Below are 21,970 nucleotides of genomic sequence, written 5' to 3'. Positions count from 1 at the left end.
CATGTTAAATGAGGTCAATGTGCAGCTAAATGTAATTGATGGTGTAGAAGAATATGTCAACTCGGAAAGCAAGGCAGAGAATGCACCCGCCACCATAGGCATTACCGATCCTGGATTAATAAGCTTAGTTGGACAACTTAGTAAACTACAATTAGAGCGAGATAAGTTATTGGCAATTACACCTGCATCCAACCCGATATTCATCCCAATCAACAGACAAATAGAAAGCACAAAGACGGCTATTAAGGAAAATGTGAGTGGAATTAAAAGCTCGCTTATGGCTACAAGAAGCCAGTTAAATTCGATTAACACTCAATTTGAATCAGGAATTAAAAGTCTTCCTGGGCAGGAACGGAAATATGTAAGTATCAAAAGACAACAGGCAATAAAGGAAAGTCTTTATGTATACCTATTACAAAAAAGAGAAGAAGTAGCTTTAAGTTATGCCTCTACCCTAACCGATGCAAAAACGGTGGAGATGGCTTATTTTGAGGACCCTGAATCAAATAAAAAAGTGCCTCTACTGATTTCCTTATTGTTTGGTTTCCTATTGCCTGCAGGCCTGATTTCGGCAAGAACAGCAATGCGAAACAAAATTTTAACCCGGGATGACATTCAAGCAGTTACCAACGTACCGGTAATTTGTGAACTAAGTAAGGACATCAAAAAAACGCCAATTGTTGTTTTAAACCGCAAGACACATGTTCTGGGCGAACAAATGCGTGCTCTTAGAACGAGTATTTTACATGAATACAAAACGGAAGGCAGGGTAATCCTGTTTACTTCAAGTATTGCCAAAGAAGGTAAAAGTTATGTGAGCAGTAACATTGGCGCATCTCTTGCCATCATGGGAAAAAAAACGATCATTTTGGAGTTGGATCTAAGGAAACCTCAGATTTCAAAGATATTCAACTTAACACAAAGCCAGCCCGGACTTAGTGAATGTTTAAAAGGTGAAGTCTCAAAAGACGACATCATTATACCTTCAGGCATTCATGAGAATTTGTTTGTGATGCGATCAGGCGCCGTACCTGAAAACCCTTCTGAGTTACTAGAAGGCGAGCGCATGAGAAACTTAATTGAGGAGTTAAAATATGATTATGATAATATCCTGATTGATTCGCCACCCCTGCATTTGGTTACCGATGCAATGATTCTTGCACCACTTTGCGATATCACCCTTTATATGGTTCGCCATAATTTCACCCCTAAATCGGAATTGAAATTTGTTGATTCCATTTATAAAAAAATGAAATTACCCAATATGCACGTGGTTTTCAATGGTATTGAAATGGACAATCGGTACGGGTACTCACTGGATTATGGCTATTATGCAGACAAGCCTGCAAATTCTGCCTGGAACATTGTTTTCGGGAAGTTTTCCAGCCGCTTTTAATAGATCATGTCTGTTACATCAAGATTAATATCTGGTTCTGTTGCCTCTTGGATCCATATTGGAATTACTTTAGTTACCCAAATAGCACTGGTTCCATTATACCTAACCTACTGGAACATTGAAACATATGGCCTGTGGCTAGCGATACTGTCTCTGGGAACCCTACTCACCTCCTTGGACTTTGGCTACCAGGAATACCTAGGTTACGAATTTTTAAAAATTGGCAAAGATAACCGGCTCCTGGTGAGTAAATTTTTATGTTCAGGAGCGTTGATTTGCCTTATTTTAGGGATAGTACAGATAACGATCATCTCCGTATTTTTATTATTAGGAACTTTACCTGATCAATTCAATACAACAACGGCTACAATTGGCAAGAATGAAATTTATGAGGCAGGAACGATCCTACTTATTCAAAGTTTCTCCTGGCTTTTAAGTGGTAGCATATCAGGAACAATTAATCGAGCACTTTCGACCTATGGTTATTATCCAAGAATGGCTTGGTGGGGAGTACTTAGTGCTGTGATGGCCAATGTTACACCTGCAGTGATGGTTATTCAAGGTTTTGGATTATTGGAAACTGGCATTATGGTAGGCGTAGTTAAAGTATTTGTGGAAATACCGATCTATTTTGACAGGTTTAGGTTATTACGCCGGGAAAGGATCAGGTTTGTAAAACCCTCCTTAAAATTAGGATGGACCACCTTTATACAATCATTTTTTTTATCGGTAACAGCTTTATTAGAAAATATGCGGCAACAAGGTGCCCGTCTACTGATCACTCCTTTTACCGGCGCAGCAGGGCTTGCTGCATTTTCAACCATGAGAACTGGAACTAATGTGGCAATGCAAGGATTACACACGATTACAAACCCCTTAATGCCCGATTTTATGCGCTTTTTACATGACAGGGATCAAGCACGATGCGAAATAGCCTTTGGAACAATATGGATGATCACCGTCGGATTGCTTGCTCCGGCATTTGCATTCATACAGATCTTTATCGCGCCTTTATTTATGACGTGGACCAGAGGAAACATTCCCTTTAATCCATGGCTATTTGCAACCCTTTCATTATGTGTACTAATCTATGCGATAACACAGCCTGCCATTTCGGTAGTCAGAGGAAATAACTTAGTTAGGCAACAACTAGTGATTTCCTGTATCACAGGAGTGATTGCGATCATTGGCATACTAATTCTAGTCCCAAGATTTGGAATTTTAGGGGCCGGTATTGCGCTTTTAATTGCAGAAATCACTGCAAATGTCGCTTTTCTATATGTTGCAAAAAGCTGGTTACATCAAAATAGGCTTTTTTGGCCTGTCAAACCTTACGGCATAGCGGTAATGTCAGTTTGCATAGCGGCATTATCTATGGCTGCGCTGATCGTGTTTCCAGAAGCAAAATTGATTATACTTCTTGTCTCCTCCATACTCTTTATCTGGAACTTCGGAAGATATTGGCACGTACTACCGCTTGTTGCTGTCCAGCGAATTAAAAACATTTTAGGAGTTGTTGGATAAACTAAATAAACTATGAAACTCGGAATTTATTGCCCAGACTGGTTACTCGCATGGCACAATACAGATCATAAAGTGATGAAGATGTTTTCCAGAATGAGTGAATTCTCTACTATGGAAACCTCATTTGTCGCTGCTAGAAGTTATACCATGACTTTTAACATCAATAAAATTGCAAACCGTTTCTTTCCGGTCAAAACGTCAATAGAAAGACACGGTCTTCGCAAACAAGGTGGCAACGTAGACATTATCTATCATTATGGAAGTCCTGTAAACCCAAACAAATTTTATAACACTGTTAACAATCTACCTGTTTTTGTGACTACGGGGTTTATGACAGATCATTTTGTAAACAGCCTATTCGGAAGAACTGTAAACCGCCAAAACGAAGCTGATGCCTTAGCAAAAACTCTGGACCAAGCTGATCGAATCCATTTTCACACGCTAGGTGGCCTTCGCCGGTTTATCCAATACAGACCGGAGTTTAAAGAAAAAGCGATTAACATTCCCTTCTTTCTACCTGATCTTCAAATTAATAATTCCAGCGCGATTGAGGTCTATCAAGCCCCAGCAGGTGTTGAAATTTTGTTTGTCGGCAGCGATGGGGAGCGTAAAGGACTCGTTGAATTAATTAATGCACTGGATATTTTGGGTAAAGCGTATTTACAATCATATGGTGTTAAAGTAACAATAGTTTCGAAAAAAAAACCTGCACCAAGTTGCGGCTTTGATTTAAGCTGGTTCAAATATTTACCTCATAATCAAATCCTCAAGCTCATGCAAAGGGCACCCATCTTTGTATTAGTCCCTAAAATGGAATCCTATGGTTTAGTATTAGTAGAAGCGATGTGCAACAGGTGTTCTATAATTGCCGATAATGACGAAACCCGTCAGGAAATATTGGACGATACAGGATTATTAATTACTCCAGGATCGTCAACGCTTCTTGCTGAGAAGCTAAGAATACTGATCGAAAATAGAGCACTCCGAGAAGACTTGGGCAACCGAGCACAAATGCGCGCAAGTGCGCTGTTTACACCAGAAATTGTGGCTAAACAATATAGCGCTTCATTCCAATCAGTGATTAAAAATGAAATCTGAACAAACCCTACTGGCCTCTGATAAGCGGCAAAATAGTATACCTGTGAAAACAATTCATATCCTTGGTGATCATGAAACAGATAAATTTTTGCCTAGACTTATTTTTTGGTCATGGCTAATATTTGGACTATCGGTGACCTTTCAATCCCTAAATTTTTGGAGTCCGGAAAACACCTTTGCTATGAGTTGCATAGCACTTACCTGGTTTATCCTTACTCAAACCTTCTTAAAGAAGCAAAAATTAGAGGCTTACCCGCTATCTAGCTTTTTAATTATCGGGTTTACTTCCACCCAATTATACTTTCCACTGGTATTTACCTCTTTGGAATTTAAACCAGTGGTTTTTAATTTAGAACTTCCCTACGATGTATTTCTACATACCACCGCAGCGTTTTTTGTCTTGGTAATAGCGCATTATTTATATAGTTGTCTTCCTGCAGATAAAAATAGAGGGGCAAATTCACTTTTATATAAGGCCGGTTTCTTTGACACTCCGGCAGAAGCTTCTTTATGGATAATGGGGGCCGTTGGCCTGTTAGCTAACGTCTATGTACTAGTAGCAAACACCAATGTATCTGTAGAGGTTACCGGAAATGCAGGAGATAAATTTATACAGTCTTTAATTTCATTTGCTTACGCCCCCTATTTTATTCCATTTTATGGATTATATGGCAGCAACAAAATTGCCTCTAAGAAATTAGTTCCCCTGTTAATTGCCTTTACCCTGGCTTTGTTTATTATAAGCATCGCCAGAAACAGTCGTGGTGCTTTCATGATTGGCTTTACATCTGTTGGATTTTCCTATTTGCTTGGATTATTTCTCGGGATCTTTAAACCACCTAAGATTGCCTATAAAATGGTCATTCTAAGTTGCCTTGGCTTTTGGATCATAACTGGTCCCCTTGCAGATTTAGGCACGGCCATGGTCATTGTTAGAGGGGATCGAAATGACATCAGCCGTGCGGAACTCATTGAGTTAACAATTTCGGCATTTAGTGACAAGGACGCCATCAATTTACGTCGACTGGAAGATATGGACTTTGAAAGCGACTGGGATGAAAGATATCTTAACAATGTTTTTACATCCCGATTTTCCAATTTGAAGTTCAATGATGCCAGCCTTGTACAAGCAGCTAAAATCGGCGATAATAATCCACTGATGTACAATTACTCGATTGACTATATATGGGGTGCACTGCCGGGACCAATATTGAAAATAGTGAATCCAGACCTTGATAAAGAGTTCGTTTACTCCATGTCCTTTGGTGATTTTATCTATAGCCTTACCGGCGCCGGCCCAAAGGTAGCTGGTGGTTTTAGACTAGGCCACTTCGCCGGAACAGGAATGGCGGCTTTTGGGTGGTGGTATTTAGCCATTCTTGGCTTAGGAATGATTCCAGTGTTTTTTTTATTTGACAAACTTTCTATCAAACGACAAATTAATTTTATGAGAGGTAAACTAAAAAGCGAAAGAGTAAACTTCAGCGTCTGTGGCTTGCTATGTTTAACATCTATCTTTCAATTTTTACCCACAGAAAGTGTAGTTGGTCCGGCAACATTTCTGATTCGAGGTTATATTCAGCTACTTATACTTTATTGGTTCATATTCCAACTAACGAATGTGATTATTTATTTGATCAAAAAAATATGAACATTTTATATATCGGCGATAACCATCCAGGGTCAACAGCTACTCACCGCGCAAACGCGTTATTAAGACTTGGACATGAGGTTACTATAAAGGACCCACAAGAGCCCTGCCGATCAGCACTTCAATCAAGATGGGCAAATATCTTGCATTTCCGTACCGGGTACAGGCTTTTACAAAGCCTTATGATCAAATGGGTGATGCAAGTTTTAGACACTATAGAAAAGCCAGACCTAATTTGGGTAGATAGTGGGGAACTACTAGGTTTTAATTGTGTAAAAATGTTGAAATCACTTGGATGTCCAGTAGTCATCTATAATGTTGATGATCCAACAGGAAAACGCGATGGGGCTCGTTTCCGATCTTTACTTAAGGCAATCACCTTGTATGATTTGGTTGTAGTGGTGAGAAAAGAATCTGAGCGCGAATGTCTTGCATTAGGAGCAAAACGCGTTCTACGTGTATTTAGAAGCTATGATGAGGTTGCGCATCGTCCCTATCCACCCGGTATAGAAATCCCAAAGGAGTATCAATCCGAAGTTGTTTTCATCGGTACCTGGATGAGAGGTGAAAAAAGAGACAGATTTCTACTTGATCTCATAAACAAAGGCGTGCCCCTTAGTATTTGGGGAAATTCCTGGGAGCGGAGCCGATTATTTTCAAAGCTTAAAAAAAATTATAAAGGAAAAAGTTTACAAGGTAAAGAGTACATCGCAGCTATCCAGGGCGCAAAATTATGCCTGGGTTTATTATCTAAGGGAAACCGTGATCTGCATACCACCCGCTCCCTTGAAATACCTTATGCAGGTGGGTTGTTATGTGCTCAACGGACATCTGAACATCTGGAACTTTTTAGGGAAGGGACAGAAGCTGTTTTTTGGTCGGACGCAACAGAATGTGCAACGGTTTGCAAATCACTATTATCTAATGTAGACAGGGAACGTGTTCGATTGAAAGGTATGGAACGTGTGAGAAATTTAAGACTCGGAAATGAAGACGTGTGTAGGGAAATCATCGACACGATAACACAGCCAAAATAAGTATCCACTCATAATTTACTAACTATATTTCTATGGCTATCAATTTATTGGTATTCGATTCTCACCCCGTACAATACCGTGTACCAATTTATAAGGAGATTGAAAAATTACAACCGGGATCAATCCATGTGGTTTATGGCTCTGACTGTAGCGTAAGGGGATTTGCTGATGCCGAATTTGGAATTACGCTGGCATGGGATGTCCCAATGTTGGAAGGCTATTCCCACACTATACTTAACTGTGAAAAAGGAACACCTTTGTCGGGCTGGAATTCACTTACCGGAAAAGGAATTCAACAGTTAATCAAGACCTTAAAACCTACAGTTATCTTATTAACAGGCTTTAACTTCCGTTTTGATTGGGTAGCTTACCTTGAAGCGCGTAAAAATGGTATACCGGTATGGTTAAGATGTGAAACTCAGGACCATGCTTTACATCGTTCCAAAGTCAAAGCTGCATTCCGTTCTGTAATATATAAAACTGCCTACCTGGCATTGAACCGCATATTCTACATTGGAGAACTCAACAAAAAGCACTATTTAAATCACCGGGTAAAGACGATGAAACTGAGACCCGCTCGATATGGTACTGAAGATAAATTTTCAGACATCATTGATGAGGAAAAGCAAAACATGCGCATTCGAGGTAGAGAAGCCGCCGGTATTAAACCAAGAGATTTCGTAATTGGCTTTTCGGGAAAACTGATTAGCAAAAAAAATCCAGACATCATTTTTGGCATGCTTGAATATCTGCCTGAAGCACTTAGGAGTAATGTCCACATTTATTTCATGGGAAGTGGTGAACTGCATGAAACATTAAAGATAATGGCCGAAAAAGCTTATCAGGATTATGGCATCAAAACCTCCTTTACCGGATTTGTCAACCAGTCGCAACTAGCTACAAACTATCTGACAATGGATATCATGGTATTGCCTTCACGAAAAATGGGAGAAACATGGGGATTAGTAGCTAATGAAGCCATGCAGGCTGGCTGCGGCGTCATTGTAAGTGATGCCGTAGGATGCAGTGCTGATTTTGCCAACTGGGAACGATTCAGGGTTTTTAAAGAAGGTGATCCGTTAGCGCTTGCTACACAAATTTTTAGTTTATCAAATTACAACCGGGATTTTAACTGGGCAAAAAAGAGCCTGGAGCCTTATAGCATCCATGCAACTGCTAAAAGTTTACTTATTGAATTAAGACAAGCAAAACAGCACACTTCTTCGAACTAAACGCTTATACAATGAATATCGTTATCTTCTCGAATCCTGATTTCTTCGGAAGTCAAAAAAGGCCACAGTTTTCTAGTATGCCACGCTATACCAATATGATTTTTGATGGAATGGCTGAACGTGGACACAATGTCGCACTTTGGTCGCCGAAATCTACTTTTTTTGAACTTCCATTTAAAGGAGTTGTAAAAAAATGGATGGGTTATATAGATCAATACATCATCTTTCCAGCAGATGTTAAACGACGTCTGAAAGATTGTGCTCCAGATACACTTTTTGTATTTACAGACCAGGCACAGGGTCCTTGGGTTCCATTAGTTCATAAAAGAGCACATGTTATGCATTGTCACGATTTCCTGGCGCAATGGTCGGCAATGGGAAAAATAAAAGAAAATAAAACTGGATGGACAGGTAAACAATATCAAAAATATATTAGAAAAGGCTGGGCTAAGGGAAAAAATTTCATTTCAGGATCTTTCAACACCAACAAGGAGTTACAACAAATAATAAAGAAACCCGTTTCCTCAGCTGTTGTATATACTGGTCTGGATAAATCATATGCTCCTGCAGATGTACAAAAGACAAGAGCTACACTAAGTAAATTAACAGGTGTAAATTTAACTGCCGGATATCTTCTTCACGTAGGTGGTAACCAATGGTACAAAAACCGGGAAGGTGTTGTCGAAATATATGATGCCTGGAGAGCATTAGAAAGGTCAAATTTACCATTGTTACTTATCGGTGCTCCTCCATCTGTACAGCTTTCTAAACTAATCGAATCGTCACCATATAAAAATGATATCCATGTAATTACTGGATTGGAAGATGATTCCGTTAAACACGCCTATGCAGGAGCTACCGTCTTCCTGTTTCCTTCATTAGCGGAAGGATTTGGTTGGCCTATTGCAGAGGCGATGGCGTCTGGCTGCCCAGTAATTACCACAAATGAGGCTCCTATGACTGAAGTGGCAGGTACAGCAGGCTACCTTATTCCACGTCGGACTACTAACGATCTGGCAGGTTGGGTGGATTGTGCATCAAATGTGATACAAAAGGTTGTTGAGTTGCCTGAAAATGATAGGAAACAAGTGGTAGAAGCAAGTATAAAAAATGCAAAGAAATTTGATGCGGCAACGGCTTTAGACCAGATCGAAAACATTTACAGCAATATAACTAATGAATTTAGATCTGCTAAAGCCTTATGATCACATTAGTTACCTCCAAAATTAAGAAAGGCAGCCCCGATATTGCATTGCTGCATAATTTCGAAGAATATTGTGCACATCATAGTAACTGGAAGGTTAAATCAGGACCTGTACTATTTGCACCAAGTGGCCTTTCGTCTAGATTATTCACGGCATTTCATCGCATCTTAAAACCATTTGTTAAAAGATATACAATTAAAGGGGCTGTAATTAGTCTTGGGCTTCCTTATCACTATTTTCTGTATGCTAAGTCGTTCCCATATTTTACATTAAATTGTTCTCTAAAAGTTTTGTGGACATATGACGTTTGGGAACCTGACTATTGTTCAGTGGAAAAGCTTGTTCGTCAAAGCGGCATTAATTTACTTTTATTATCCAGCTATCAGGCAACTCAGCATTTTAAAAACTTAAAAATACGTAACTGCAATGTCCACTGGGTTCCAGAAACCATAAATCCTGCAGACTATAAGCATAAAAACTGGTCGGAACGCAATATAAACATTCTCTCATTTGGTCGCTCCTGGTTAACCTATCATGATAAAATTAAACAGGGCTGCGTGGAGAACAACATCAACTATGTATACCAGGAACGGAATGAAACAATCGATGTGGCCGTTCAGGGTTTAAAGAAAAACCTGCAATTCCCCACTTGGTCCAGCTTCGTTGATGGTCTGGCAGATGCGCAGATTTGTATATGTTTTCCGCGGACGGTGACCCATCCAAAACTTGCTGGAAATGTATCAACATTAACAGTGAGGTATCTACAAGCAATGGCTTCAAAATGTTTGATAATTGGGTCTGCACCTCTGGAAGTAAAACTACTATTAAACTATAACCCGGTCATAGAGGTGGACTGGATTGATCCTGTAGGACAGATACAGAATATCCTTAAACACCCTGAAAACTGGCAAGAACTGATAGAAAAGAATTACGATACTGTTTGCAGCATATTTCACCATAACAATGCATTAAAGCAAATAGACACCCTGGTAAGAAAGCAAATTGAAGCTGAAACTCGTTCATTATGAAAATACTCCATGTTATCCCAACTATTGATCCTAAGCAAGGGGGAATGGCTCAGGCTTTAAAAACGATGACTGTAGGACCAACTGTTCAACATGTTGAAAATGAAGTTGTGTGTTTAGATGATCCTACCAAAGACTTTTGGTTAGATACTAACGTCGCTGTTCATTCGCTTGGGATAGCTACAGGACGATGGAATTTTAACAAACAGCTCATTCCCTGGCTTCTTGTCAACTTGATTAGGTTCGATGTTGTAATTGTTCATGGCTTATGGGTCTATCCAGGTGTAGCTGTTAGAAAAGCACTGGTTTTATTATTGGAAAATGGTATCCAAGTCCCAAAATTGTTTGTCATGCCACATGGCATGCTTGATCCATATTTTCAATTTGCTCCGGATAGAAAATTGAAAGCTATTCGAAACACCATTTATTGGAAGCTTGTCGAGCACAAATTAATTGAAAGAGCAGAGGGGTTACTATTTACCTGCCAGGAAGAATTAGCCCTGTCGCAGATACCTTTTAAACCCTACAAACCCAAACTCAATTTTGTTGTAGGCTTAGGAGTCGAGTCCCCTCCTTCATTTTCCAAGGAGATGAGGGAATCATTTGAAAAAAAATCGCCAGGATTAAATGGAAGTCCTTATTTACTTTTCCTAAGTAGGATTCATAAGAAAAAAGGAGTCGACCTCTTGATTTTAGCGTATGCTAAAGCACTGCGTGAAGATGGTAACCTACCTAAATTAGTAATTGCAGGTCCTGGGCTTGACACGCCATATGGCAGAAAAATGCAACATCTTGTAATTAGCGATCAACTTTTAAGGAATGCAGTCGTTTTTTCAGGAATGTTAACTGGTGATGCCAAATGGGGAGCATTTTATGGATGTGAAGCATTTATTCTTCCCAGCCATCAAGAAAATTTTGGGATTGCCGTTGTTGAAGCACTTGGTTGTGGCAAACCGGTTCTCATCTCAAATCAGATAAATATCTGGAAAGAAATTAACCAGGCAGGCGCCTGTTATGTAGCAGAAAACACAATAGAAGGCACATCCATTTTATTAAAGCTTTGGAGTCGGGCGTCACCTCAACAAAAATTCGTGATGAGCAGAAATGCGCTACATGCCTTTCAAAAGAACTTTTCCACAACTCAAGCATCAAAAATGCTTTACAATGCTATTAACTAGCTTAATCAATTATCGCTCATGGAAACCGCAGTATTACGATCTGATTTATCAAAATTTAACACCGGAGATTATAAGTCTGGCCCTAAAGCCAAGGTTATCATCTGGTACCTGATTAACTATTTCATTTTCAACAGCTCTTTACCATGGCCTTACGCACTTAAAGTAAAACTACTTCGGGGTTTTGGCGCCCGCGTGGGGAATGGGTTGGTTATTAAAACCAACGTTCGAATTAAAAATCCATGGCGTTTAAGTATAGGCAAAAACTGCTGGATTGGTGAGTCTGTATGGATCGACAATCTTGCTGATGTCAATATGGGAGATAATGTATGTCTGTCACAGGGCTCCATGCTCTTAACTGGAAATCATAATTATTCGCATACGGATTTCACTTACAGACTAGGCAGTATTCATATCGAAGATGGTGTATGGATTGGTGCAAAATCAATTGTATGTCCCGGGGTCATCTGCAAATCGCATTCCATACTAACTGTGAATTCCGTGGCGTGTAAAAATATGGATCCCTGGAATATCTATTCCGGAAACCCTGCGTCGCCAGTGCGAGAAAGAAAAATGTATAGATAATGTTATGAAATATATAATAATAAAATATGAACTCTCAACCATCAATTTCCATACTCACTCCTGTCTGGAACGGCCTGCCATTCATAAAGGAATGTGTAGAATCTGTTTTACAGCAAGAATATCATGATTTTGAATTGCTAATTAGTGACAATTCTTCGACGGACGGAACCCTAGATTACTTAGATACAATAGACGATCCAAGGGTCAAGATTTTTAAACAGGAGCATAATTTAGGCATAATGGGAAACGTCAATTTCCTTTTTAAAAACGCGAGTGCCCCTATTTGCCAGATTTTATGTGCGGACGATTATTTTACTACTTCTAGTTCATTGACTAAAGTTATAAAGTATTGGTCAAGGGCTTCACCCGATATTGGTTTTGTAAGTTTCGGCCATTGCGGAACTTCGAACAAAAAGATAATCCAATTTCAAACAGAATATCTTCCCGAAGTAATTGAACAAGACCACGCAGAGATATGCTTTTTTGTTTTTGGCAACTTCCCAGGTAACCTTTCAGAAGTAAGCGTTCTAACGCGGTTGGTAACAGATGGCAATAATTTTAAGACTAAAATGGATTTTGCCGGAGATTTCGACTTCTGGAGCCGTCTGTCAAAGGCTGTAAAAATAGGCATACAAAAAGATCAGATTATCTATGTTAGGCGTCATGAGAATACAGCCTCAAATTATGGTGGTTTAAAAGGGGAGTGCTATGAGCAGCATGTGGAAAGTTATGAACGGCTTATCGACAATTTAAGTCAGACTTATAATCGAAAGCAACTGATTCGATATTTTCATTACGGAATATATGCATATCACTATCGCGTTGCCATAAAATCCGCATGGAGAGGAAGGTTTACATATCTAAAAATCATGATAAAAAACGACGCTAAATTTTTGTGGCCAGTTTGGCAACGGTTACTTTTCACCCTACCCTATACATTATTTAATCGTAATCAAGATCTCACCTTCAACTTAGCCAAGAAGATCCTTAAATCACAAGCAGAAGAATATAAACATTTAACCCTTAAAAGCATATGAAAGCAGTTATACTAGCCGGAGGATTCGGCACACGGATAAGTGAGGAAAGTGGCGTTCGCCCAAAACCCATGGTTGAAATTGGCGGAAAACCGCTATTGTGGCATATTATGAAGATATATTCCGTTCATGGAATTAATGATTTTATTATTTGTTGTGGTTATAAAGGCCATATCATTAAAGAATTTTTCTCAAATTATTTTCTCAACAATTCAGATATCACATTTGACCTTAGTAGTAATAAAATGGAGGTTCATAAAAACACAACTGAGCCATGGAAAATTACGTTAGTAAACACAGGTTACAAAACCATGACCGGTGGGCGTTTAAAACGGGTGAAAGAATATCTAGGTAAAGAGGCTTTTTGCATGACTTACGGAGACGGTTTAAGCAATATAAACATTTCGGAAGTGATCAATTTCCATAAAAGCAACAATTCTCTGGCTACCCTCACGGCGGTTCAACAGCCAGGGAGGTTCGGTGCTTTCACTTTAGACAAAAATGATAATAAAATAAATCGTTTCCAGGAAAAACCACTTGATGATGATATGCCATGGATAAATGGAGGCTTTTTCGTATTAGAACCTGAAGTCCTTGATTTCATTGAAGATGACAACACAGTCTGGGAACGTGAACCCTTGGAAACACTAGCTAAAATGGGCGAATTATTAGCGTATCGCCATACTGGATTTTGGCAGCCAATGGATACCCTAAGGGATAAAAATTTATTAGAAGAACTATGGAAAAATGGCGAAGCCCCATGGCATCAAAATTCCATTGACCCGACAGGTCAATTAACTCAGGAAATACAGAAACAATTATAAATATTTAATTATGAAAATTTTAATCACAGGCAACATGGGCTATGTTGGACCCGGGGTAGTTAGCCAGTTAAGAGCGACTTTTCCAAACGCAGAACTTATTGGGTACGACATGGCCTATTTCGCAGCTTGTTTAACAAACGCAGATTTCTTACCAGAAAGTAAACTGAATGCACAATTGTTTGGTAACATAACATCGATTTCACACAAGGAGCTTAAAGGTGTAGATGTCGTTATTCATCTTGCAGCGATATCAAATGACCCTATGGGAAAGAAATATGAAGATCTTACTATTGAGGTGAATTATAAAGCGAGTGAAAGACTTGCAAGAATGGCAAAAGACGCTGGTGCAAGAGCATTTGTCTTCGCATCCAGTTGCAGCGTTTACGGAGCGACGGAGGGGGTTTCAAAGACTGAAGACTCAGCTGTAGGTCCGCTTACCGCCTATGCGAAATCCAAAGTATTGACGGAAGAGGCTTTAGCTGATCTTGCAGATGAGGATTTTACCGTTACGGCGTTACGTTTCGCTACTGCCTGTGGTATGAGTGAACGGTTAAGGCTGGATCTAGTATTAAATGATTTTGTTGCTGCTGCCGTTGTAAGTGGAAAAATAGAAATATTAAGTGATGGCACTCCATGGCGACCACTCATCCATGTTAAGGACATGGCAAGGGCGATAGAGTGGGCAATAAATCGTGAACCAAGAAACTCGGATTATTTTTTAGCAATTAATGCTGGCAGCAATGATTGGAATTTCCAAGTTCACGAATTAGCACGTGCTGTGGCTACAGCAATACCTGGCACTTCATTTTCCTGCAATGAACTTGCACCAATTGATAATAGATCTTATCGAGTAAGCTTCGATCTCTATCAATCACTTGCGCCACAACATCAACCATTGTATTCACTTAGAGAAACAATCGTTGAGTTGCATGAGGGCTTAGTATCTATGAACTTTAAAAACAGCAATTTCAGGAACTCTTCGTTTATGCGCCTGCAAGTGCTTACACAGTTACAAGAAAATAACCACATTAATGCTAACCTCGAGTGGAACCATTCAAATTCCCCGTTAAAATCTATAACACATGACTTTCACAGAAACTAAATTAAAAGGAGCGTTTATCATAGATGTAAATTTCATAGAAGATGAGCGTGGATTTTTCGGTCGGTCTTATTGCCGTGAAGAGTTTCTAAAACATGGGATTACGACCCCCGTTTTACAAACCAATATGAGCCACAATAAAGAAAAAGGCACCTTGAGGGGCATGCACATGCAAATAGCGCCATACCTGGAATCGAAACTAGTACGCTGCACAAGAGGGGCTATTTACGATGTCATCATAGACATGCGTGAAGATTCTGACACTTATAAACAGTGGATAGGTGTAGAATTAACCGGTAACAACTATCGCATGTTGTATGTACCTGAGGGATTTGCCCATGGATTTATTACACTGGTGGATAATACAGATGTCACCTATCAGGTCAGTCAGTATTATGCCCCAACAGCTGAGCGTTGCTTCCGGTGGGACGATCCTGAATTTGGAATTAAATGGCCACTAACACCGACCATCATTTCAAAAAAAGACAATGCACATGCACTCTTAGAAAAAACAACTGTCAATTAAAGAACCATCAGTCAGGTAAAATAAACTCTTTTAACAAATACTCAAAATGATTATAGTAGATAATGCATTGGCGAAATTAGCTGCCGAAAATAAACATATAAATGTGGCGTTAATTGGTGCTGGCTTTATGGGAAAGGCGATCGCTATTCAAATTTGCAAATATACAAATGGGATGAAATTGGTAGCAATTTCCAACCGTACCATTGAAAAAGCTAAAAAGGCATACGAGGAGGCGGGAATTTTCGACATTAGCGAAACACACACGGTTTCACAGGTAGAAGAAAACATCAGGCAACAAACTGTGAGTATTACTACCGACCCGTTGATACTTTGTGAAGCCGAAGGCATAGATGTTATCGTAGAAGTTACCGGTTCTATTGAACGGGGTGCCCAAGTAGTTATGCATGCCATTCAAAACCGAAAGCATGTAGTGCTAATGAACGCAGAACTTGATGGTACGATTGGACCTATACTTAAGGTACATGCGGATAAAGCAGGAGTTGTAATTACCAATGCAGATGGCGACCAGCCAGGTGTTACTATGAATTTGTACCGTTTTGTAAAGTCAATGGGAGTAAAACCTGTGCTTTGTGGTAATATTAAGGGTTTGCATGACCCTTATCGTAATCCAACTACTCAAGAAGGCTTCGCAAAAAAATGGGGTCAGAATCCAGCAATGGTTGCCTCATTTGCTGATGGAAGTAAAATATCATTTGAGCAAGCGATCACTGCAAATGGAACCGGAATGCAGGTTTTGAAACGAGGTATGAAGGGTCCCTCGGTGCCGGTTGGTACTCCACTAAAAGAAGCAGTTAAATTATTTACAGCTGAAGAATTGGTAAATGGCCCTGGAGTAGTAGACTACCTGGTGGGAGCAGAACCAGGTCCTGGTGTATTCATATTAGGCACAAGCGATGACCCTTTCCAACAACATTATCTTAATCTTTACAAATTAGGTGAGGGTCCGCTGTATTTATTTTATGTTCCATATCATCTCTGTCATTTAGAGGTGCCTAGCACAATAGCGCGTGCCGTATTATTTAATGATGCCACTTTAACTCCTATTGGCAAACCTTACGTAGAGGTTGTTGCCACTGCAAAAATCGATTTAAAAGCCGGGGATGTAATTGATGGCATTGGCCATTATATGACCTACGGCTTATGTGAAAATGCAGATGTTAGCCTGTCTGAAAACCTACTCCCTTTAGGTGTAGCAAAAAATTGCATTGTTAAACGGAACGTACCTAAAGACCAGGTGCTCACTTACGACGATGTCATTCTGCCCGAAGGAAGACTACTAGATCAGCTTCGTATCCAGCAAGCTGAATATTTCAAAGTTCAACTTGTCTGATCTTTTTTAAACCAATTAATTATTAATAATTCATCCAATGCAGAAACCACTGCAATGGAACAATAGTGCCTAAACCAAAGCTATTATGGAGTTTGAACTTTTACAAAAAAAACGCATCCTGATCTTAGGAATTAATTTTGCACCAGAACTAACTGGAATAGGAAAATACACTGGAGAGATGGCTGATTGGCTGGTTGAAAATGGGTATCAATGTACAGTAGTCACATCCTTCCCATACTACCCAAACTGGGAGGTTCAACAGCCTTATTCTGGAAGTTTTTATAAAAAAGAAATTCTTAAAGATGGTATGCTCGCTGTTTACAGGTGTCCGTTGTACGTACCAGATAAGCCAACGGGCTTAAAAAGAATGTTGCATGATGCGAGCTTCTTTTTGTCGGCCCTAATTATGATTTTCCTTCTGCTGTTCAAACAACGTAATGACCATATTTTTTGTGTAGCTCCTCCATTTCACATTGGATTTTTAGGTATCATTTACCGGTTTTTCAAAGGGGGTAAAATCATTTATCACATTCATGATTTGCAAATTGAAGCTGCCCGGGACTTACATATCATTAAGAATAAAACCACGTTTAATGTTCTTTTTGCGCTGGAGCGATTTATCATTAATCGTGCAAACCATGTTAGCAGTATCTCTGCTGGAATGATCAGAAAAGTGGCTATGAAAACTACCAAAGAAATTCTCTTTTTTCCTAACTGGGTAGATACAAATATATTTCATCCTATTGAAGAAAAAGAGGCTTTAAAAGTTGAATGGGGTTTTGAACCTACAGACAAACTGGTACTCTATTCAGGCAGTATTGGTGAAAAGCAGGGTTTGGAAAGTCTAATTTCAATTGCTAGACAACTGCAGAAAAAGAGCTCAATTAAGTTCATTATCTGTGGAAATGGCCCTTATAAAGATAAACTGAAACTGCTTTCGGAAGAATACCAATTGAACAACATCTTTTTCATGGCCTTACAACCCTTACATATATTCAATAATTTCCTAAATATGGTGGATGTCCATTTGGTACTTCAAAAGAAAAAAGCCTGTGATTTAATGATGCCATCTAAATTAACTTCAATTTGGTCTACAGGTGGTTTAGCTATTGTTACCGCCGAACCGGGATCTTCGTTATATTCTATGATCAATGAGAACAAAATGGCTGTAGTAATTGACTGCGAAGACGAAGCTTTGCTTATGAATTCCATCTTGGATTGTTGCGAAAATGAGCATAATGACGAAAACTTAAATTGTAGAAAGTATGCAGAACAATTCCTCAACAAGCAAAACATCCTGCAAATGTTGATGGAACAAATTAATGAACCACAACTGGTTAGCCTCGAAATGACCTCAAATTAAACTCATTATGCAAAACAGATATGTTTTTCTATTTTGTTTGTCTGTAGCTTTTGCGGACTTTGCAATTTTATATCTAGCTATTGTTATGTCATTTTCAATAAGCAGTCCATTGAAGAGCAGTTTAATTCATACTGATTTCAATATCATTGTTATTATGTTATGGTTTTTCTGTTCCAAGATACTTAGTTTATATGACGTCAAAACCATTGAAAAAAAGGAATTTTTCCTTACTACAATTAAGTGTATATTCTATCATTTGATTTTTCTTATTTTATATCTAAGCTTTACCGGGGGACTTCTGGGAAATTTTTTGTTCATTTTTTACATGACGTTGAGTTTGTTGGTATTCACTTTTCGGTTATGTATATCGAACGTTATTTCCTTACTTAACAAAAAGTTCAACATGACATCGCCCATATTCTTAATGGGTGTAAATCCTACGAGTCTGCAATTTGCGGATGTGTTAAAAAATAATAGTGCATTTTACAAGTTTGTAGGATTTTTAACAAATAATAATTTATTACTCGATAGCAACCAGCCAGACACGGATCAAATTATGAGAGATCAAATGAAATTTGCTGCAGAAACTGGAATCAAAGAAGTTTATGTCTCACTAACACCAGATAAAACCGGTGCAATAAAAACCTTGATTAACGAAGCCCATAAAAATTGTATTCGTTTGAAATTTATCCCTGATTATAGCCAGATTATTGGAAAGCATCAAAGTATCAGGCATTCCGGTGACCTCCAAATGATAAGTCTTACAGGCACAGGACCACAGGATAAGATAAGTGATCGATTTGTGAAACGTGTTTTTGATATTGTTTTTAGTTCTATGGTTATTTTATTTGTACTTAGCTGGCTTTATCCCCTTATCGCTATTTTAATAAAGATGGAAAGCCCGGGGCCAGTACTCTTCAAGCAAGGCAGAAGTGGAAAAAACAACGTCAGTTTTATGTGCTTTAAATTTCGGAGCATGCGTGTGAATTCAGAAGCCAATGTAAAGCAAGCAAGCAGAAATGATTCACGGATAACGAAAATTGGACGCTTTCTCCGTAGGACAAGTTTAGATGAAATGCCTCAGTTCTTTAATGTCCTTTTTGGAGACATGAGTGTTGTTGGACCGAGACCACATATGCTGGAACATACAGCTCACTACCGCGAGCTGGTTGAAAATTATATGGTTCGACACTATATTAAACCGGGCATCACCGGATGGGCCCAGGTTAACGGATACCGAGGTGAAACACAGCACCTGGATTTAATGGAGAACAGGATTAGATATGATATCTACTATCTTGAGAACTGGTCTATCTATTTTGATTTAAAAATTATCTTTCGAACCATATTCCATGTGGTAAGAGGCAATATGAATGCATTTTAACCCAATCCAACTTCTAAATATATAACATGAAAAAAGCCCTTATTACAGGCATCACTGGCCAAGACGGCTCTTACTTAGCCGAATTTTTATTAAAAAAAGGATATGAAGTGCACGGCATAAAACGTCGAAGTTCTTTATTCAACACTGACCGCATAGACCATCTATATCAGGATCCGCACGAACAAAATATTCGATTTGTTCTTCATTATGGAGATCTAACCGATTCCACGAATTTAATAAGGATTATTCAACAGGTTCAGCCTGATGAAATTTATAATTTAGGTGCTATGAGTCATGTTCAGGTAAGCTTTGAAACCCCTGAATATACGGCAAACGCAGATGGAATTGGAACACTTAGAATATTAGAAGCCATTCGCATACTTGGGCTTATAAAAAAAACAAAAATATACCAGGCATCAACATCAGAGCTTTATGGACTAGTTCAAGCTGTACCTCAAAGTGAAACAACCCCTTTCTATCCACGGTCTCCATATGCGGTTGCTAAATTATATGCTTATTGGATTACAGTAAATTACAGGGAAGCCTATGGAATGTTTGCATGCAACGGTATTCTATTTAACCATGAGAGTCCACTTCGAGGCGAAACATTTGTAACCCGAAAAATCACAAGAGGGACTGCTAAAATTGCTTTGGGCATGCAAGATAAATTGTATTTAGGCAATTTGGATGCACGTAGGGATTGGGGCCATGCAAAAGATTATATTGAAGCAATGTGGCTAATTCTACAACAAGACTTCCCAGAAGATTTTGTCATCGCTACTGGAGTAACCACAACTGTCCGTGATTTTGTAAAATTGGCTTTTCTAGAATTGGGGATATCATTGAAATTTGAAGGGGAAGGGAAAAACGAAATTGCAAAAGTTATATCCTGCAGTAACCCAGATTTTCTAATAGAAATCGGTAAAGAAGTTGTTGCCGTTGATGAAAGCTACTTCCGTCCAACAGAAGTAGATCTTCTTATCGGAGACCCCACTAAATGTAAAAAGAAATTAAACTGGGTGCCTAAATACGATCTTAATGGCTTAGTAAGTGAAATGATATCTGCAGACATTGAATACTTCCTAAAGGAAAAAATGTTAAAAGATGCAGGTTATGCTATAAAAAATCAATTCGAATAACTAAAAGCTATCCTATCATTTCAACCTCGATTCCTAAATACAAAACTTAAACAAGTAAGGGTTGCCTCCCATAAAGAGGTGACCTTTTTTATTTAGGTCAAACCCCTGCAAAAACAATTTGAAATATTATTTGTAAACTTACTTTGGAATTTTTCGAAATATATCAGCTATCCTTTACAGCTTTAAACATGAAACACGTTATATTGCTACTTGCCTTCTTAGGGTTAATGATTAAAGGCAAAGCACAACATCCACCCATATTCGAAGGTCTACGCATTGACTCGACTAATTTTTCTCTTTATGATTTGCCTATAAGTTTAGTTAAATACACCTTTAGGGAACCCAACATCAATTTCCTTTGTATTCACGATGATGAAGATACCGGGGTAAAAGCAGCATTCGAATACATCAAATTTTCCGGTGGTTCTATCATAGATTGCCAATATGGAGGTGCGCGAAATTTCTTGTTTTATTACAATGAAGAAGAATTCCAAACAGACCCAAATAGCATTTACTCTAACACTGGAATTATTAAAGGACTTGAAAAATACGGAAGAGCAGATCGGGAGGTAGTAAAAAACCTGAAGGAACTTTCTAATACCATTTTAAAAAAATACAGCGAAAAGGATCCAGCGTATTTCTTCACTTTACATAATAATGCAGATGGGGGATTTGGAATATCTTCCTATCTACAGGGTTATGAACTAGAAAGTTATGCAGATTCTCTACACATCAACTTTCAAATGGACAACGACGATTTAGTCATTGTAACTGACCTTGCCCTCTTTAACCGCTTAAAATTGGATAACATTAATGTTGTGCTGCAGTCAGTCGATGCACCAGACGATGGTACACTGTCTGTCTATTCTATGAAAAAAAACATACCATATATAAATGTCGAAGTACAACATGGCCACTTTGATGAAAATTTAAGATTAATAAAAATTGCGACGAAGGCACTTCTTGAAACTTATCCTAATATAAAGCATACTTCCACACAATAGGCTATGTAAAGAAGTACACTCTCACTTTTGAATACGGATCAACAGTGATTATTCATGTTACACTGGTAAATTGGTAATGAAGCCTATAATGCATATATATAACAAATACCTTAAACACAAAAAGCGGCTAAACTATCCTTACTTAACCTCAAGCGAGAGCTCCCCAGAAGCTAATCCTTTGCTACTTGCGGTAACTTTCACAGTTGAAGTCTTCATTCCACTCTTGATCCCTATAGGCAGAGGCCTTGCCCGACTTCTTCCTCATATCTCTCAGTTAAGACCATGCGAGAAGCTACAGGATACCGTATTCGCGGCCGT

The 21,970-nt window shown here is 38.8% G+C and carries 20 protein-coding genes; all 20 read left to right on the top strand.

From position 1 onward, the window contains the following. Positions 1 to 1,396: tyrosine-protein kinase family protein (locus ACR2F3_RS04040; protein ID WP_432708698.1), on the top strand; the 1,396-nt coding region annotated here is incomplete at its 5' end. A gap of 6 nt (positions 1,397 to 1,402) precedes the next feature. Next, positions 1,403 to 2,920 carry a lipopolysaccharide biosynthesis protein gene (locus tag ACR2F3_RS04035; protein WP_432708697.1) on the top strand — a complete coding sequence of 506 codons (1,518 nt, stop codon included), beginning with the start codon at positions 1,403 to 1,405 and terminating at the stop codon, positions 2,918 to 2,920. Positions 2,921 to 2,932: 12 nt separating this feature from the next. After that, a complete protein-coding gene (locus tag ACR2F3_RS04030; RefSeq protein WP_432708696.1) occupies positions 2,933 to 4,018 on the top strand; it encodes a glycosyltransferase family 4 protein in 1,086 nt (361 codons plus the stop codon). Between the two features lie 181 nt (positions 4,019 to 4,199). Continuing rightward, positions 4,200 to 5,669 carry a hypothetical protein gene (locus ACR2F3_RS04025; RefSeq protein WP_432708695.1) on the top strand — a complete coding sequence of 490 codons (1,470 nt, stop codon included), beginning with the start codon at positions 4,200 to 4,202 and terminating at the stop codon, positions 5,667 to 5,669. Continuing rightward, on the top strand, positions 5,666 to 6,706 hold the full coding sequence (locus ACR2F3_RS04020; protein WP_432708694.1) for a CgeB family protein: 1,041 nt from the start codon (positions 5,666 to 5,668) through the stop codon (positions 6,704 to 6,706). Before ACR2F3_RS04025 ends, ACR2F3_RS04020 begins: the two co-directional genes overlap by 4 nt. 32 nt (positions 6,707 to 6,738) lie before the next feature. Further along, a complete protein-coding gene (locus ACR2F3_RS04015; RefSeq protein WP_432708693.1) occupies positions 6,739 to 7,938 on the top strand; it encodes a glycosyltransferase in 1,200 nt (399 codons plus the stop codon). A gap of 11 nt (positions 7,939 to 7,949) precedes the next feature. Continuing rightward, on the top strand, positions 7,950 to 9,143 hold the full coding sequence (locus ACR2F3_RS04010) for a glycosyltransferase (RefSeq protein WP_432708692.1): 1,194 nt from the start codon (positions 7,950 to 7,952) through the stop codon (positions 9,141 to 9,143). Further along, positions 9,140 to 10,171, top strand: a complete 1,032-nt coding sequence (locus ACR2F3_RS04005; RefSeq protein WP_432708691.1) for a hypothetical protein — start codon at positions 9,140 to 9,142, stop codon at positions 10,169 to 10,171. The genes ACR2F3_RS04010 and ACR2F3_RS04005 overlap by 4 nt, the downstream gene beginning before the upstream one ends. After that, on the top strand, positions 10,168 to 11,346 hold the full coding sequence (locus tag ACR2F3_RS04000) for a glycosyltransferase (protein ID WP_432708690.1): 1,179 nt from the start codon (positions 10,168 to 10,170) through the stop codon (positions 11,344 to 11,346). Before ACR2F3_RS04005 ends, ACR2F3_RS04000 begins: the two co-directional genes overlap by 4 nt. Positions 11,347 to 11,364: 18 nt before the next feature. Beyond that, a complete protein-coding gene (locus ACR2F3_RS03995; protein WP_432708689.1) occupies positions 11,365 to 11,928 on the top strand; it encodes a WcaF family extracellular polysaccharide biosynthesis acetyltransferase in 564 nt (187 codons plus the stop codon). A gap of 26 nt (positions 11,929 to 11,954) precedes the next feature. Continuing rightward, positions 11,955 to 12,965 carry a glycosyltransferase family 2 protein gene (locus ACR2F3_RS03990; RefSeq protein ID WP_432708688.1) on the top strand — a complete coding sequence of 337 codons (1,011 nt, stop codon included), beginning with the start codon at positions 11,955 to 11,957 and terminating at the stop codon, positions 12,963 to 12,965. Further along, positions 12,962 to 13,786, top strand: coding sequence for a glucose-1-phosphate cytidylyltransferase (gene rfbF, locus ACR2F3_RS03985; protein ID WP_432708687.1), 825 nt, complete (start codon positions 12,962 to 12,964; stop codon positions 13,784 to 13,786). Before ACR2F3_RS03990 ends, rfbF begins: the two co-directional genes overlap by 4 nt. 10 nt (positions 13,787 to 13,796) lie before the next feature. Beyond that, entirely contained in the window at positions 13,797 to 14,888 is a 1,092-nt protein-coding gene (locus ACR2F3_RS03980; RefSeq protein ID WP_432708686.1) for an NAD-dependent epimerase/dehydratase family protein, read from the top strand. Next, on the top strand, positions 14,869 to 15,411 hold the full coding sequence (gene rfbC / locus ACR2F3_RS03975; RefSeq protein ID WP_432708685.1) for a dTDP-4-dehydrorhamnose 3,5-epimerase: 543 nt from the start codon (positions 14,869 to 14,871) through the stop codon (positions 15,409 to 15,411). Before ACR2F3_RS03980 ends, rfbC begins: the two co-directional genes overlap by 20 nt. A gap of 46 nt (positions 15,412 to 15,457) precedes the next feature. Then, entirely contained in the window at positions 15,458 to 16,762 is a 1,305-nt protein-coding gene (locus ACR2F3_RS03970; protein WP_432708684.1) for an NAD(P)H-dependent oxidoreductase, read from the top strand. An 85-nt stretch (positions 16,763 to 16,847) separates the two neighbouring features. After that, positions 16,848 to 18,125, top strand: coding sequence for a WcaI family glycosyltransferase (locus ACR2F3_RS03965; RefSeq protein WP_432708683.1), 1,278 nt, complete (start codon positions 16,848 to 16,850; stop codon positions 18,123 to 18,125). Between the two features lie 7 nt (positions 18,126 to 18,132). Continuing rightward, positions 18,133 to 19,509 (top strand): undecaprenyl-phosphate glucose phosphotransferase, encoded by a 1,377-nt coding sequence (locus ACR2F3_RS03960; protein WP_432708682.1) that lies wholly within the window; start codon positions 18,133 to 18,135, stop codon positions 19,507 to 19,509. A 26-nt stretch (positions 19,510 to 19,535) separates the two neighbouring features. Continuing rightward, positions 19,536 to 20,648, top strand: coding sequence for a GDP-mannose 4,6-dehydratase (gene gmd, locus ACR2F3_RS03955; RefSeq protein WP_432708681.1), 1,113 nt, complete (start codon positions 19,536 to 19,538; stop codon positions 20,646 to 20,648). A gap of 188 nt (positions 20,649 to 20,836) precedes the next feature. Continuing rightward, complete coding sequence (locus ACR2F3_RS03950) at positions 20,837 to 21,652, top strand: hypothetical protein (RefSeq protein WP_432708680.1); 816 nt, start codon at positions 20,837 to 20,839, stop codon at positions 21,650 to 21,652. An 88-nt stretch (positions 21,653 to 21,740) separates the two neighbouring features. Then, positions 21,741 to 21,970 (top strand): hypothetical protein (locus ACR2F3_RS03945; RefSeq protein ID WP_432708679.1); only part of this gene is annotated, 230 nt, incomplete at its 3' end.

It is taken from the genome of Pedobacter sp. (assembly GCF_045627485.1).
Classification (GTDB): Bacteria; Bacteroidota; Bacteroidia; order Sphingobacteriales; family Sphingobacteriaceae; genus Pedobacter.
Note: the sequence above shows the minus strand (reverse complement) of the source record. Positions and strands in the feature narration are given on the sequence as shown.